At 37.1% G+C, this 15712-nt stretch carries 13 protein-coding genes; 11 read left to right on the top strand and 2 right to left on the bottom strand.

Going from position 1 to position 15712, the window contains the following annotated elements; translation table 11 throughout:
• Positions 1-204: 204 nt before the first annotated feature.
• Positions 205-1608 carry an amino acid permease gene (locus tag NYE61_RS05815; RefSeq protein ID WP_303447932.1) on the top strand — a complete coding sequence of 468 codons (1404 nt, stop codon included), beginning with the start codon at positions 205-207 and terminating at the stop codon, positions 1606-1608.
• A 344-nt stretch (positions 1609-1952) separates the two neighbouring features.
• Here NYE61_RS05815 and NYE61_RS05810 read toward each other — a convergent pair whose 3' ends face one another.
• The gene (locus tag NYE61_RS05810) at positions 1953-3254 is read right to left on the bottom strand and encodes a S8 family peptidase (protein WP_303447931.1); all 1302 of its coding nucleotides are present in this window, start codon (positions 3252-3254) and stop codon (positions 1953-1955) included.
• A 523-nt stretch (positions 3255-3777) separates the two neighbouring features.
• Here NYE61_RS05810 and NYE61_RS05805 point away from each other — a divergent pair.
• The 6 genes from NYE61_RS05805 (at position 3778) to NYE61_RS05780 (ending at position 9087) form a co-directional block, all read left to right on the top strand.
• Positions 3778-4122: a MarR family transcriptional regulator gene (locus NYE61_RS05805; protein ID WP_336623547.1), complete on the top strand. Its 345-nt coding sequence runs from the start codon at positions 3778-3780 to the stop codon at positions 4120-4122.
• Between the two features lie 13 nt (positions 4123-4135).
• Positions 4136-5335: an MFS transporter gene (locus NYE61_RS05800; protein ID WP_303447930.1), complete on the top strand. Its 1200-nt coding sequence runs from the start codon at positions 4136-4138 to the stop codon at positions 5333-5335.
• 494 nt (positions 5336-5829) lie between these two features.
• Positions 5830-7299, top strand: a complete 1470-nt coding sequence (locus NYE61_RS05795) for an alkaline phosphatase family protein (protein ID WP_303447929.1) — start codon at positions 5830-5832, stop codon at positions 7297-7299.
• Positions 7300-7584: 285 nt separating this feature from the next.
• The gene (locus tag NYE61_RS05790; RefSeq protein ID WP_303447928.1) at positions 7585-8307 is read left to right on the top strand and encodes a plasmid pRiA4b ORF-3 family protein; all 723 of its coding nucleotides are present in this window, start codon (positions 7585-7587) and stop codon (positions 8305-8307) included.
• A gap of 85 nt (positions 8308-8392) precedes the next feature.
• Complete coding sequence (locus tag NYE61_RS05785; RefSeq protein ID WP_303447927.1) at positions 8393-8737, top strand: nucleotidyltransferase domain-containing protein; 345 nt, start codon at positions 8393-8395, stop codon at positions 8735-8737.
• Positions 8692-9087: an HI0074 family nucleotidyltransferase substrate-binding subunit gene (locus NYE61_RS05780; RefSeq protein ID WP_303447926.1), complete on the top strand. Its 396-nt coding sequence runs from the start codon at positions 8692-8694 to the stop codon at positions 9085-9087. Before NYE61_RS05785 ends, NYE61_RS05780 begins: the two co-directional genes overlap by 46 nt.
• An 84-nt stretch (positions 9088-9171) precedes the next feature.
• On the opposite strand, the gene NYE61_RS05775 is transcribed toward NYE61_RS05780, so the two are convergent.
• Entirely contained in the window at positions 9172-10773 is a 1602-nt protein-coding gene (locus NYE61_RS05775; protein ID WP_303447925.1) for a glutathione ABC transporter substrate-binding protein, read from the bottom strand.
• Positions 10774-10967: 194 nt separating this feature from the next.
• On the opposite strand from NYE61_RS05775, the gene NYE61_RS05770 reads away from it, so the two are divergent.
• The 4 genes from NYE61_RS05770 (at position 10968) to NYE61_RS05755 (ending at position 15676) form a co-directional block, all read left to right on the top strand.
• Positions 10968-12089 carry an amidohydrolase gene (locus NYE61_RS05770; RefSeq protein ID WP_303447924.1) on the top strand — a complete coding sequence of 374 codons (1122 nt, stop codon included), beginning with the start codon at positions 10968-10970 and terminating at the stop codon, positions 12087-12089.
• A 244-nt stretch (positions 12090-12333) separates the two neighbouring features.
• Complete coding sequence (locus NYE61_RS05765) at positions 12334-13269, top strand: DMT family transporter (protein WP_339317052.1); 936 nt, start codon at positions 12334-12336, stop codon at positions 13267-13269.
• Positions 13270-13435: 166 nt separating this feature from the next.
• Positions 13436-14257, top strand: coding sequence for a sulfite exporter TauE/SafE family protein (locus NYE61_RS05760; RefSeq protein ID WP_303447922.1), 822 nt, complete (start codon positions 13436-13438; stop codon positions 14255-14257).
• Positions 14258-14269: 12 nt separating this feature from the next.
• Positions 14270-15676, top strand: a complete 1407-nt coding sequence (locus NYE61_RS05755; protein ID WP_303447921.1) for a bifunctional UDP-sugar hydrolase/5'-nucleotidase — start codon at positions 14270-14272, stop codon at positions 15674-15676.
• The last annotated feature ends 36 nt before the right edge of the window (positions 15677-15712 follow it).

The raw sequence follows: 15712 nt of genomic DNA, 5'->3' as shown, positions 1-15712 counted from the left end.
TGCCACCAAAGGGGACCTTCTATTATAGAAGGATAAACTTTCAGGTAAAAGGACAGAGAATGGAAATAATATAGCCCTTCTCTATCCTTTTTTAAATGTGGGATTTTTCAGTTATATAATTGAAATGATGATTTTATAAAAGACTGAAGAACTAGCAACTAAATCAATTAATAATTATCAAAAAGGTTGAGAGAAGGGAATTGTATGCAAGAACAAAAATTAGATAGGGGTTTAAAAAACAGACACGTACAACTGATAGCTATTGGTGGAGCAATTGGTACGGGATTATTTCTTGGTGCAGGAAAATCAATACATTTAGCAGGGCCATCCATATTATTCGCATACTTGATTACAGGTGCTGTTCTCTTTTTAATCATGCGTGCCCTTGGAGAATTGCTGTTAAGTAATTTAAGCTATCATTCGTTTGTTGACTTTGTAAGAGATTATTTAGGTGAAATGACAGCATTTTTAACTGGCTGGACATATTGGTTCTGTTGGATTTCCATTGCAATGGCTGACTTAACAGCAGTTGGCCTCTATACCCAGTATTGGTTTCCAACGATACCACAATGGATGCCAGGATTAATCGCGCTTGTTATTTTATTATGTATGAACTTGGCCACCGTAAAACTGTTTGGAGAAATGGAATTCTGGTTCGCATTAATTAAAGTCATCGCAATTCTAGCCTTAATAGTTACAGGTATTGTTATGATTATAAGTGGTTTTTCCACGGATGCAGGTGGAGCGAGTTTCACGAATCTATGGAACCACGGAGGCATGTTTCCAAATGGTGTAAATGGTTTCATCCTCTCTTTTCAAATGGTCGTATTTGCGTTTGTTGGTATCGAACTTGTAGGACTTACAGCGGGAGAAACAGAAAATCCAGAGAAAGTTATACCTAAAGCGATAAATAATATTCCTATTCGAATTATCATTTTTTATATAGGTGCACTTCTTGTTATTATGAGTGTGTATCCATGGACCGCTATCAGCCCAACTGAAAGTCCATTCGTCCAAGTCTTTACGGTAGTTGGTATCGTTGGTGCTGCTGGTATCATCAATTTTGTCGTTCTAACTTCTGCTGCTTCAGCATGTAATAGTGCCATCTTCAGTACAAGCCGGATGGTATATTCACTCGCTAAAGAGAAAAATGCACCGGAAAAATTTGCCAAGCTTGATAAAAGAAAGGTTCCTTCCAATGCATTGTTCTTTTCGACTGCAGTTGTTTTAATTTCAGTCGCATTAAATTATGTAATGCCAGAAGGAGTATTCACACTCGTTACAAGTATTTCTACAGTATGCTTTATATTTATTTGGGGGATTACGGTCATCAGTCATTTGAAATACCGTAAAACAAGACCTGATCTGGCAAAAGTGAATAAATTTAAGATGCCATTTTATCCCTTTGCAAATTATTTAATCCTTGCCTTCCTGACATTTGTTCTTGTTGTGCTTGCAATTGCAGAAGATACACGTGTTTCGTTGATGATAACGCCCGTTTGGTTTATCGCGCTAATTGTGATTTATAAGGCACGCAAAAGAATCATGCCCCATAAAGATAAGAAAAATGAAGAAGGATTAGTGGCGGATAAGGTTGAACGGGGATAATAATCTATATGTGGCAGCCGGGCTCATGTTTTAGTCTCATTATTAAAATTATTTGGCTCGTTTCAAATGGGTTAACATTTTTGAAGAAATACCTAAATTCCCTGTATCGCCCGGCTGATTTGGGCTATAAGAAGCTCAAGGGCAGTTGATGAGCTATTTTAAGAATCAGGCGAAAGTAAAAAGTAAGTCAAATCATTCCTATCTGAAAAAGCCTAGGATGATTTGGCTTACTTTTTTTGTTCTTACACCATACATTTAACTCTGCCTAATAGTATCTAGAGGAGACAGAGGGTTTGAAAAAGCAAAACAGTAAAACTTATACGAGTGAAGAAACACGTAAGCCTCTACTCGACATTTGCAAAGTCCTCAATCAGATCACTAGCATTTAAATAACCAGCACCTTGAATATGTGGGGATTGTCCCAAATCGTCGCATGCATCCAAAAGCCTTTCTTTGACTTGATCAGGCGTAAGATTTGGATCACGTTGAAGCAATTGTGCAATTACTCCTGCACATATCGGCGTAGCCATTGACGTTCCGGATAAGGACATATAGTGAGTGTCCACACGTGCTGCTTTATTGGTTTTATCAAGGAAAGATCTGGGAGCTCGTAAAGAGATAATATCGACTCCTGGTGTTAATAAATCTGGCTTAATAAGCCCATCAATCGTCGGACCTCTACTTGAAAAATCAGCTACTGAATCATCGGATCGGTCAACGGTATTATTATCATCAGCTGCTCCGACTGTAATGACCTTTGGGCTTATTCCTGGACTTGCAATGGTTTGTTCTCCGGGACCAGAGTTTCCAGCGGCTACACAGACAACCATTCCGTTATCCCAGGCTATTTCAACCGCATTTACCACAGGATCATCTTCAGCAGGTACTACAGCATCGGAACCGAGTGAAAGGGAAAGAATATCAATATTATATTCGGATTGATGTTGGATGCACCATTCGATTCCTTCAATAACAGTTGATAATGAACCAGCTCCCATCTTATCTAGTACTTTGACACCTACTAAATTAGCTTGGGATGCTGGAGCTTGATATTGTCCATTCGATAACAAGCCATTGCCAGCCGCATCTCCAGCACAATGAGTTCCATGACCGTTGTCATCATAGGGATCAGATTTCCTATTAACAAAATCCTTAAAGCCAATAATGCGATCTTGTAAATCTTCATGTGGATGTATACCAGTATCGATTACTGCAATGGTTACGCCTTCTCCTGTTAACCCATTATCTTTTAAAACATTTGCGTTTATTGCCGGGGAAGCGGTATCTAGTAAAGTTGTCACCTTTCTGTCTAAATAGACTTTTTGGATATGGTTGCAGTTCGTGATTAAATGTTCAATATTTTTTACGGATAATTTAGCTGAACAACAGGAAATAGAAGGGTATTCGCGAAGAGAACGACACTTTGTTTCCTTTACATCGTTTAACCCAGAAGAAAAGGAATCAGGGGCAAATTTTATTACGACGGGTAATTTCTTTGTTTTTTTTCTAACACGCTCTATGGAGCTTTGCAGGAAACAAGGGATATAACGAAAAGGCCGATAAAAGTTAACCATTTCTCCCCTTATATTTTTGTCAACTTTTTTTCCATTGCGTCGGACCAAGTCAATCATTGAAAAATTTAACATACACTTTCTCCTTTCTTTGATTTACGATATTCTACGTAAACTGTCAGAAAGGAGCGTGATTAAATAGTATAGAAAATAGTAAAAAAGGTAGATAACTATATGGTTATAGAGTGAATTACTATGAGGAAAGGGAAATTAGAGAAACTGTTTTCTAGTAAGAGTTGTGTTTCGTTTTTATTTATTAGGTAGAAGAGGCTGGAACATAACTAAAATACTTAATGTTAAAGACGAACGATGTACAAACTTAGCGAATTATATTTCCGGACCGAGTTATTTGCATCAATCATGTTCGGTTTTCACTTCATAAAAATACTTTTGTCCCAGCTTCTTTTGTTCTAGCAATAGTAACTTTAGCATCGTATAGACAAATTCCTGAAATTTTGTTATCATGGATAATGGTTACCTTAGGTAACCATTATCCATGATAACCATATAGGAGGCGTTTTCCATAAAATCTGCACAGAAATTTTTCCATCAATTAATTATGTTGTATCGCCCTTTTGAAAATAGACTTAATGTCTTGTTGAATAAACATAACCTGCATCGAGCACAGTGGACCATTTTGTATTATCTGTACAATTATGGAGCTTCAACACTTGTGGAAATTTCTCATTATCAAGGTGTGGAGAAGCCTACCATCACTAGAACCTTTGCCAGTTTAGAGGAAATGAGCTATGTCGAACAGGTGGCTGGAAGAGATAAGCGCGAAAAACGCATGCAGCTGACTGGGCAAGGAACAGCTGTTTATGAGGAAGTACGTGTGACCATTGATCAGTTTGAAAAGGAAATTCTAAAAGACATCTCGGAATCAGAATTGATTGATTTTATTCGGGTGATGGAAGAAATTAAAAATAATATTAAGAAGTGAAGTGATAGAAACGGTGAAACAAACAAAATCTCAATTATGGACGAAGAATTTTATTATTATAGCAGCAGCAAATTTTTTCTTATATTTCGTTTTTTACTTATTATTAGTGACCATGGCTGTTTATGCAGTCGATAAATATCATGTTTCAGAGAGTGTAGCTGGTCTTATAACAGGTATATTTATCATAGGAACATTAGTAGGGCGTTTGTTTATTGGACGAATGATCTCATCTATTGGGTACAAGAAAGTATTATATTTTGGGCTTACCTTTTTTATTTTGACATCCCTTTTATACTTTATTCATGCAGGGATAGAGATACTGCTTGTAACTCGTTTATTACACGGAATCGCATTAGGCGTGGCAAGTACAGCTACAGGAACTATTATTGCTGAGTTGATTCCTAATGATCGAAAAGGTGAAGGGATTGGCTACTTCAGTATGAGTATTACGCTGGCAACAGCCATTGGACCCTTCTTTGGACTATACATGAGCTCACATACGAGCTATCAAGTGATTTTTGGCTTTTGTCTTGCATTAGCGATTATTAGTTTTATCATATCTCTGTTTGTTAAGATACCATTTGCAGGAAAACCTGCAAATGTAGCTGAAAGAAGGAAAATTAAGTTTTCCGATTTTGTGGAACCAAGAGCACTGCCGATTGCATTCATTGTAATTATCGTATCACTTGGGTATTCAAGTGTTCTTTCTTTTATTAATTTCTATGCAATCGAGATTGGCCTTGTCGAGGTGGCAAGCTTCTTTTTCGTTGTTTATGCAGTAGCTATCCTAGTATCACGTCCATTTACAGGTCGCTTAATGGACTTAAAAGGTGAAAATACTGTTATGTATCCAGCTTTTATTCTGTTTGGTGCAGGATTACTGCTTCTAAGCTTTACAACGAATAGTTTTGCTTTATTAGCAGCTGGTGTTCTTATTGGTCTTGGATTCGGAAACATGCAATCCATTACCCAAGCAATAGCGGTTAAAGTGACACCGCCAGATCGGATTGGATTAGCAACATCAACTTACTATATCGCGCTTGATGCTGGTCTTGGATTCGGTCCTTATTTACTTGGCTATCTGATTCCGCTAACTGGATATAGCAGCTTATATTTCATGATGGGGCTCATGGTTTTCGTTACGATAGTACTTTATTTCTTCTTGCATGGAAAAAGGAAAGAGCGGATTGGCGAAAAAGCCGATGCTATGTAAATGTCAATAAAGCATAGATATTATAGATTATAAAGAAAGCAAGCTTGTTCGTAGTTCAATGTTGTTGTATCTTATGAGATAAAATTCTACTATAGAGGGAAAATGCAAACCCTTGTCACGATAATATCTGTGGCAGGGTTATTTTTATTTGTTCCTAATTGTTGAAAGTGATATGTAGCAGTTAATATTGATGCAATATCAAATCAATTCGAATGAGCTTGTTGAGCGCATGGCTGAGTAACTTACATTCATGAAATTATAGATACTGTGCAAAATAATAAAATAGGACCCAATTATTTTGGATTGAAAACTGCTCACGTTTTGGACAACCTCTCGAATTATTTCTATTAGCTAAACACATAGTAATCATTATTTTATAGTAGATTTTTGAAGCTTCCTGCTGGTCTTCGAATAGTTGCTTAAAAGAAAATAGAACCGATTCAGAGCAAAGAGAGGAAAATTAAAATATTGAATCTCGTGCGAGGATGGTAATTATGAAAAAAAACACACAATCGAAAAAACCTGTAATCTTGCTGAACATCGATTCATTGATGTCTGCACCACTGGAATTAGCTATTCAAACAGGACAAGCTCCTGCTTTACAATTTTTGATGGAAAATGGTAGTTATTTTACGAATATGGTGACTTCATTTCCAACCATGTCGGTAACAATCGACAGCAGCCTTTTGACAGGTACTTATGCTGACCAACATCATATACCTGGTTTAACTTGGTTCGATAATTCCAAAAAAGAGATTATTAACTACGGTACTGGTTTTAGGGAAACGTTTAGGTTAGGGATTCGCAGAACGGTCCATAATATGCTTTTCCGACTGAATAATGAGCATCTGAGCAGTGAAGTCACTACAATTTATGAGGAATTAGCTAAAAGGGGGATGAATTCAGCTTCCATTAATTCCTTTGTATATCGTGGAAACACCCCGCAAAAGTTGCAAACACCAAAGTTATTCAGTGCCTTGACGCGATTTAAAAATGGAAAGTGGACAACGGAAGCAGCAAATATCTTTTCTTTGGGAACCTTTTCAAAAGTACGTCCATGGGGATTCGCAACGCAAATAGCTGCTGGAAACTATAAATATACTGCTTGGGAACTTAAGTATCTTATTAGAAAGAACAAACTTCCTTCATTTACCTTCTGTATATTTCAGGACATGGATGCCCGAATTCATTTAAAGGGGCCGATGGATATTAAAGGTATCACAAAGATTGATAAGGAAATTCAAAAAATATTGGACTTGTATCCAAGCTGGAAGGAAGCAATTAATCAAAATGCATGGCTAGTGATGGGGGATAATGGTCACTCTGCAACAGGAACAAATCATCGAGAATTTGTCATTGATTTAAGAAAATGGTTAAAAAAATACCGTATCTCCCGAATAAGACGCCCAGTACATAAGAAAGATCAGATCGTTCTATGTGTAAATCAGCGGATGTCTTATATTTATGTACTGGATGACAGTCTGCCGTTGTCTGCTATTATCGAACAGCTCAAAAACGATGAGAGGATCGATATTATAGCCTGGAAAAATGAAAGCTCCATTCATGTAGAATCTGGTATGAAAGAAGGGTCACTGAAATATCGCCCTTCCGGGAAATTTACTGATATTTATAATCAATCATGGAGTATAGAAGGGGATGCTAAGATTCTAGATTTAAATCTGACCACTGAAAAAAGAGTCACCTATGGTAACTATCCAGATGCGTTAGCTCGGTTGTATAGTGTTTTCAACTCCCATTCGGGGCGTTTCATTGTCGTCAATGCGAAACCGGGCTGTGAGTTTAAGGCGCAATCATCACCTGTCCATCTTTCTGGTGCAGCACACGGTTCCTTGCACAAACAAGAATCTCTTGTACCACTGATAATAACAGGAACCGAGGAGAAACCAATATATCCACGTGTTGTAGATATAAAGGAATTTATAATTCGGTTGCTTCAAGATTAAGTACTATACTTGAAGAGCTTGTTAACAATAAGGAATTTACGTAAATTCGGATAATGAAAATGGATAAAAAATCATGGGGGAATTTGAATAGCATGAAAGACCCTCAATCATAATCAAGTTTTTATAATTCAAATTTTTCTCTGGGAAAAATGGTATAAACCCATGCCTTAATTGTAATTGTTGTGGCATGGGTTTATACTTTTAATTATCTATAATAATGAACTGTTTTTCCGAATTTATAAATCATGCCTGACAAAAATAATAGCACAGTTAGGAGGAGGACAAATGAAATCTTATATCCTAAAAATAGAAATGATCGGCTTTGATCCGCTAATTTGGCGAAGAGTGATTATGCCAGCAGGGGCTACATTTAAACGGCTCCATGATACCATTCAAGGGGTTACGAACTTCTCGAGTATATTAGAGGATTTTCATCTATATAAATTCGATTTAACTAATCAAGAGAATATTTCTGTAACAAATGATGAACAGGCCTATTTAGAACAGCAAAATGTGAATCCAGACCTACTATTAAAAAAGTTGGAAAAGGTTCCGATTGAATTTAGAGAATTTGAAAGAAGACGTATGCAACGGGTCTTAGTTAAAGTAAGGAAACCCCAATCGATTAAAATTGATAAGTACCTAGAAAAATATCAGGAATTAAATTATATGTATGATTTTGGTGATGGTTGGAGGTTTACGGTTAAACTAGAAAAAGTGGTCGATGATTACTATTTTGGTTATCCAACCTTGTTAGAAGGGGAACAAGACGCACCGCCAGAGGATGTAGGTGGAATTCCCGGGTTCTATCACTTCTTAGAAATATTTGAAGATGAAACCCATCCAGAACATGACAAAATACGTAAATGGGTAGAAAGTCAAAGATATCGTCCTTTTAATCGTGAAGATATAAATGGATGGATAAAAAACATTCACTATAAGAAAACAGAGTGGAGTAAAATTAAGCATCGTAATTATGAGGTTTTGGAGGATAAATATGTAAAGTGACAAGGCTGTTATGGGTTTCGCATTTATCGTGAATGATATACTCATAATATAATGAATAAAATTCAACTAAAAGGTGTGACTTACTATGAATCCTAATATTTCAAAGAGAGATCAAATTTTACTCCAACTTAGGCAGATAGTTTTGGAAACATTAAAAAACATCCCTGTTAGTATTTATCTATTTGGTTCTTGGGCTCGTAACGAGGAGAAACAAACATCGGATATTGATGTTGCTCTACACTCCCAAAAAGAAATCCCAATAGAAAAATGGGTGGAGCTTCGTGAAAGAATTGAAGAATCAACATTACCATATAATGTTGATTTAGTAGATTTATCGAAAGCAAACTCATTGATAGTTGAAAAGGTGGAGAAGGAGGGAATTGTATGGAGAGATTGTACGAACGACTTAAGAGTACAGAAAAGGCTTTAAGCACTTTTTATGAGTTAGTGATAATAACGGAACCAACAACAGTTGAAAGGGATGCTGCAATACAAAGATTTGAATATAGTTTTGAGGCATGTTGGAAGACTGCTAAACAATATTTGTATGATGTGGAAGGTATTGATATTGGCTCGCCAAAAGGAGTAATTCGTTCTTCTCGAGAAGTTGGTATATTTAGTGAAAGAGAAACCATACTTGGATTAAATATGGTAGACCATCGTAACTTAACTGTCCATACGTATAATGAAGAATTGGCGTTAGAAATTTTTGCAAGCTTACCTCAGTATTATCAGCTCTTGCGTAAGTGGGTGGAACGAATCAGAATTAAGATAGTGTAAGTGCATGTATTAAACGTGTCGGGGTTATTTATTATATGAAAGGAGGTTGCCCGAACCCTCGGACAGCCTCCAAAGCAAATAAACTTATTCCTCAATAGATACTTCTTTCAAATTTAGCAATTTTGAAGGATACATTGTTAATCCCTTCACTTCATCACGTACACCTAATAAATAATCTTTGTGCGTTAAGTAAGCTATTGGAGCAAGATCTACAAGCATTTCTTCTGCTTGTTTATAAAGCTCTAATTGCTCAGCTTCGTCTTGTGCTTGACGAGCTTCTTCAATTAAGGTATCTAGTTCACTGTTTTCAAAGAATACCGTATTTCCAGATGCTCCAAGATTATCACTGTGGAATAATGGATAGAACGTATTATCCGCATGGGCAGTACTGTTAGACCAACCTAAAATAAACATTTCCTGTTCGCCTGCATCCAGTTTTTCGATATATGCTCCCCATTCCAACACCTCGATTTCAACCGTAATTCCAATTTCTGCAAGCTGTGATTGAATATTCGTTGCAATGTCCATACGTTCACGCGTATCGTTTGTCATAAGAGTTGTTGTAAATCCATCCTGGTATCCTGCTTCAGCAAGTAATTCTTTTGCTTTACCTTGGTCACGGGATAGTCCTTCTACATTTTCATCATAACCATAAACATTTGGTGGTAGAGGACCTTCCGCAACTTGTGCGTATCCCTCGTAGATTCCATTGATTATTTGATCTTTATCAATGGCCATTGTAATTGCTTGACGGACAAGCTGGTCATTAAACGGTTCTTTCGATGTATTAAATCCAACATAATCTAATGCAAGGCTTCCTTGCTGTAAAACTGATAAATTTTCTTTAGAATCGATTTGTGATACATCCGAAGAATTCAATGGATTCGAAATATGGGTGTCTCCAGTTTCCAATTCAGCAATACGAGTTAAATCTTCTGGTACAACTTTAAATGTAACAGAATCGATCTTTGCTGGTTCTTCCCAATATTCTTCGTTTTTCACTAGACGGATAAGCTGTCCAGGCTGCCAATCGTCAAATTTCAAGAAGCCAGTTCCAATTGGATTTGCATTGATAACACTACCAACTGATTCTCCGTCCGCCATTGCAGCATAATCTTCACTGATTTGTTCTGGCGAAATCATACCTGAAACCGAATGACTTAGGTTAGATGGTAAACCAGAGTACGGGAATTCTGTTTTGAATTGAACGGTATAATTATCTACAACTACAACTTCGCTAATCATATCAAGTAAGTATGCTGCAGGAGCTGCAACTTCTGGATCCTTGATGCGTTCTATGTTCGCTTTAACAGCTTCTGCATTAAATTCAGAGCCGTCATGGAAGGTAACGTCTTCACGTAGTTTAAACTCCCAGGTTGTTTCGTCAATTTGTTCCCAGCTTTCTGCAAGTCCTGGTTGAAGCTCCATATTTTGATCGTAAGATACCAATCTTTCAAAAATATTGTTTTGAACATCGAATGAAGGAACATCATTCGCACCAGCAGGATCTAGTGATATTGCATCCGAAGCGGTAGAGATGACTAATTCTTTGCCACCTGCCGTTTCATCCTCTCCGTTTGAACTAGAAGAAGATTCCTCTGGTTCACTAGCACAAGCTGTAAGTAAAATAGCTAAGAAAAGGGTACTAATCAAGGATAATGAGTATTTTTTTAATGATTCAAACAATTTTGTTTGCTCCTTTCGTGTCGGAATATGTCTAAATTTGTACAAAAGATATAATAATTAATATATAATAACTTTTAGAATAAAACAATAGCTTTCTAACGGAAATTATTTAAATAGTTAGGATAAAAGCCTTATAAGCTATTTTTTATGGGTAATTTAGAATTGTACCTAATAATATAGTAGGAGTGGTATTCATGTTGGCAATAACCAATGCAATTATTTATGACGGGAAAGGAAATAGATTCGAGGATCAAGATCTTATCATTGAAAATGGCAAGTTCGCAAAGCTTGTACCTGCAAGTGAGATCCCAGATTTCTATCATGTAATCGATGCACAAGGGAAAGTACTAACCCCTGGTCTTATTGACGTTCACACCCATTTAGGGATTTCTGAAGAAGGTGTTGGGTTAGAAGGAGCTGATTATAATGAAACGAGTAGTTCCGTTACCCCTAGCTTGCGTGCTATTGATGGAATTAATCCTATGGAAATAGGGTTTAAGGATGCTAGAAAATCTGGTGTTACCACGGCCCAAATCATGCCGGGTAGTGCCAATGTTATTGGGGGAGAAATGGTAATATTAAAAACCGCTGGAAATATTGTAGATGAGATGGTCGTAAAATCTCCATCAGGTATGAAGGCTGCGTTAGGAGAAAATCCGAAACGATTTCACGGTGGAAAAGGAAGAATGCCTGTTACGAGAATGGGTGTTGCTGCACAGCTAAGGGAGAAATTAATCGAAGCACAAAATTATTTACATAAAGAGGAGAAGGAACGAAAACTAGACTTAGAGAATTTAGCGAAAGTATTGAAGAAGGAGATTCCATTACGTGTTCATGCCCATCGCGCGGATGATATTCTGACAGCATTGCGTATCAAACGTGAATTTGATATCGATATGACCATTGAACACTGTACAGAAGGACATAAAATTGCAGCGTTCATAGCTAAACATGACGTGAAAGTATCCGTTGGGCCAACGATGTCTACACGTTCGAAAGTGGAATTAAAGGATAAAGGCTGGACTACAATTAAAACGTTAATGGATGCTGGAATAGCATGCTCGTTAACTACAGATCATCCAGTTGTTGGGATTGACTATCTTGTTACAAGTGCTGTTCATGCAATTCGGAATGGGCTAAGTGAACAGGAGGCACTTCAAACAATCACATTAAATGCTGCAAAACATCTAGGTATTGAAGATCGTGTGGGATCCATTGAGCCAGGGAAGGATGCTGATTTCGTTATTTGGAGTGGGAGTCCTTTTGATTTATTGTCTAAAGCGGAACATGTATATATTGAGGGGGCAGAGGTGTGAACAAATATTTGTTAATATTTGATTGATTTGTATTACAGATATATAAGGATAGAGCAGTGTTATATGGTATCGTAGAAGATAAGAAATAGTTACCAGGTCGGGCTAACTTAGGATGCTCGACCATATTTTATAAAAATCAGCCTTTAACTATGGTTCTGAAAAACGTAATACGGTAAAAAATCATCTATAATTAGCAGTGAGTTTAGATAGCTATGGTTGCAAACGTAACGAAAGAAGGGATTAAATGGGGAATTCCCTAATGTATGGGCAACTTATTTTAGTAATGGTCATGTGGGGATTTAATGTAATTGCAATTAAAGTGATTGTAGGGCAATTTTCAGCAGTGACGATCACTTCTTTTCGTATTTTCTTAGCAGCTGTTGTTGTGTATTTAATCTTATGGGCAAGAAAACAAATACGTTTACCTAAAAAACAAGAATTATCTTACATTATTCTTGTTTCCGTTACAGGGGTAGTTGGCCATCATTTCTTTCTATCGGTTGGGTTGACGCAAACGAGTGCCTCTAATTCAGGTTTGCTTTTAGGGACAGTTCCGTTATTTACTTCCATACTTGCAAGTAAAATGTTAAAAGATAAGCTTTCCTTAATGAGGATAATTGGCATTATTCTTGGTTTGTCCGGTGTTTCTTTCGTTATTCTTGTTGGGAATATAAATGGTTTGACAATGAATATCGGTGATATTTATATTTTCCTTGCAGTACTATCTCAAGCGTTAAGTTTTATCTACATAAAAAAAGCAACAGAAACGATGGGAGCGAGATTAGTTACTGCAACAACTTTATTGATAGGATCATTTTTATTATTTTGTATCAGTTTCGTTTTGGAGCCAGAAGGAATATCGAGTTTGCAGGATGGGACGTTGGTTGGGTGGTCTATTTTCCTTGCTTCCGCTATTTTTGCAACTGCACTTGGTCAATTTCTGTACAATCATGCGATTCAAAATGTAGGGCCAGGGAAAGCATCGATATTTATGAATTTACAACCTTTCTTTGCATTGCTGGGATCTTTTTTATTTCTTGGTGAACAAATTTCAGTTGCGCATTTCTTTGGCTTTATTCTAATTGTAACGGGAGTTATTTTAGGATCTGGTATAATGGATCGGTATATTTATAAGAAGACTTTGACAGGCATTAATATAAGGAAACGTTACGATGACTAAGAAAAAGTATCGTGTTGTTTGTTGCTAAGTTAGTAATTCATTTGATACACAAGGTTTACTCATTCGTACTCGTATAATGAGAAATATTTTCAACAAGATACAATGCGAGTTTCATTCATCAATATGATAAGATATAGATACAATATTACAGATGGTAGGGGTTGTTTTGGTTTTTTTAATATGTTTAACGATTGGTCTGATTACCGCATTTGTTGGATCCATTATGGGGCTTGGCGGAGGAATTATTCTTATACCAACGTTACTGTTGGTTAGCTCGTTTTTAGATAGCTTTTCCTGGGTGACTCCACAATCCATTGTTGGGATTTCTTTAATTGCAATGATTGTTACAGCACTATCCTCAACACTGTCATATGCAAAAGTGAAACGAGTTGATTATAAAACTGGACTTTTATTTCTGACGGGAAGTATTCCAGGCGGAGCAATTGGTTCATGGTTAAATCAGTTTGTTGATTCGAAGTCATTTTTATTATATTTTGGCGTATTAATGATCGTTATATCCCTTCTTTTCTTTATTAAAAGGGATCGGAATCCTAAAAAGGAATTCACTGGGGATGAAAAAGGTGTCCGTACATTTGAATTATTCGGAGAAACATATCGATATCGTGTACCGATCTTAGGAGCGTTTGTGCTATCCTTAATTGTTGGGACGTTATCCGGGCTTTTTGGAATTGGTGGTGGTTCCATTATGGTGCCGGCAATGATTCTGTTGTTCGGGTTTCCTGCACATATTGCAACCGCAACATCAATGTTTATGATTTTCTTTGTTAGCATTGTTGGTGCTAGTACACATATTGTGCTTGGACATATTGCATGGGAATATGTGTTATTCTTTATCCCAGGTGCTTGGATTGGTGGGAAGTTAGGAGCAAAGGTGAATCAGCTTCTTCCTGGAAAAGTATTGGAATGGGGATTGCGCGTCATTTTAATTTTTATTGGATTGCGTATGATTTATCAAGGATTATCCTAAGGGGTTATGTAAATGGAAGAGAAATTCTACTTTTATTATACGAATGATTTACATAGTGATTTTAAACAATGGCCACGTGTTGTGACTTATTTAAAAGAAGCACGAGCGCTACGGAATCAACGTGGTGAATCAAACTGGACAATTGATATTGGAGATCATGTAGACCGATCTCATTCTATAACAGAGGCAACAATGGGAAAAGCGAATGTCAAGCTATTAAATGATGCAGGTTATGATTATGTTACCATCGGCAATAACGAAGGGATTACAATGTCTCATCAGGATTTATACCATTTATATGATGAAGCTGCATTCGAAGTCACATGTGCGAACCTGCATAGTACTGATAACATGCAGCCACCATGGTTACGTCCGACAGTAAATATTGAGACAAAGCATGGTGTGAAAATTGGTATGATTGGTTTAACTGCGCCATTTAATGCCTTTTATGAGCTGTTAAATTGGTATGTTTCACCTGAATTTGAAGTGTTGGATAAGTATATGAAAGATCTAGAGAATTCCGTTGATATAATCATTGTCATGTCGCATCTTGGTATTACCATCGATCAAGAAATTGCAAGAAGGTATGATGCTGTAGATGCGATTATTGGTGGCCATACACATCATTTGCTTCGTAGTGGCGAATATATCAATAATGCTGTGATTACTGCAGCAGGAAAGCATTGCGCTTATATAGGTGAAGTTATTCTTACTTGGGACCATAAGCAGAAAAAATTGGTGAAAAAAGAGGCATATACAGCTGACATTACGCATTTGGAAAAAGATGCTGAAACGGAGCAGACATTACACGTGATGCTAAATGAGGCTAATAGCTTGCTTGGTGAAACCGTTGTACAGATTGACAGTCCATTGACTGTTAATTGGTATAAGGATACACCAATCATGCAGGAGCTGACGAATACAGTTAAGGAATGGACAAAAGCCGATGCTGCGATGTTGAATAACGGTCTGTTACTGGAAAGCTTACCAGTAGGGGCTATCACGTATGGAGATATTCATCGGATTTGCCCACATCCAATTAATCCTGTTGTTGTGGATCTGAAAGGAAATGAATTGATCGAAGTTGTCCGTGTATCATTAACAAAGGAATTTATGCAGCTGGCATTGAAAGGCTTTGGATTTCGTGGGAAAGTACTGGGAAGAATGATGTTTGCAGGAATCCAGGTAGAAACAGGATTTCATAAAAATGGTGAGGAGTATGTGAAACAGGTTCTGTTAGAAAATGGAGAAGAGATCGATCCAGATCGAACATACTATATCGCGACTGCCGATACCTTCACATTCGGCCGTCTATTACCGGAGGTAGCGAAATCGGATTCGAAGCAATATTTTGTCCCGGAATTTTTAAGGGATTTGCTCGCAAAAACGCTTCGTGCTAAATTTCCATATTATTCCTAAGAGGCCGCTGCTTGTGACATGTTGGCCCCTTCATGC

The sequence above is a fragment of the Oceanobacillus sp. FSL W7-1304 genome (assembly GCF_037969805.1).
In the GTDB taxonomy this organism is placed as follows: Bacteria; Bacillota; Bacilli; order Bacillales; family Amphibacillaceae; genus Oceanobacillus; species Oceanobacillus profundus.
The sequence above is the reverse complement of the archived record's forward strand: the minus strand, read 5'-3'. Positions and strand labels throughout refer to the sequence as shown.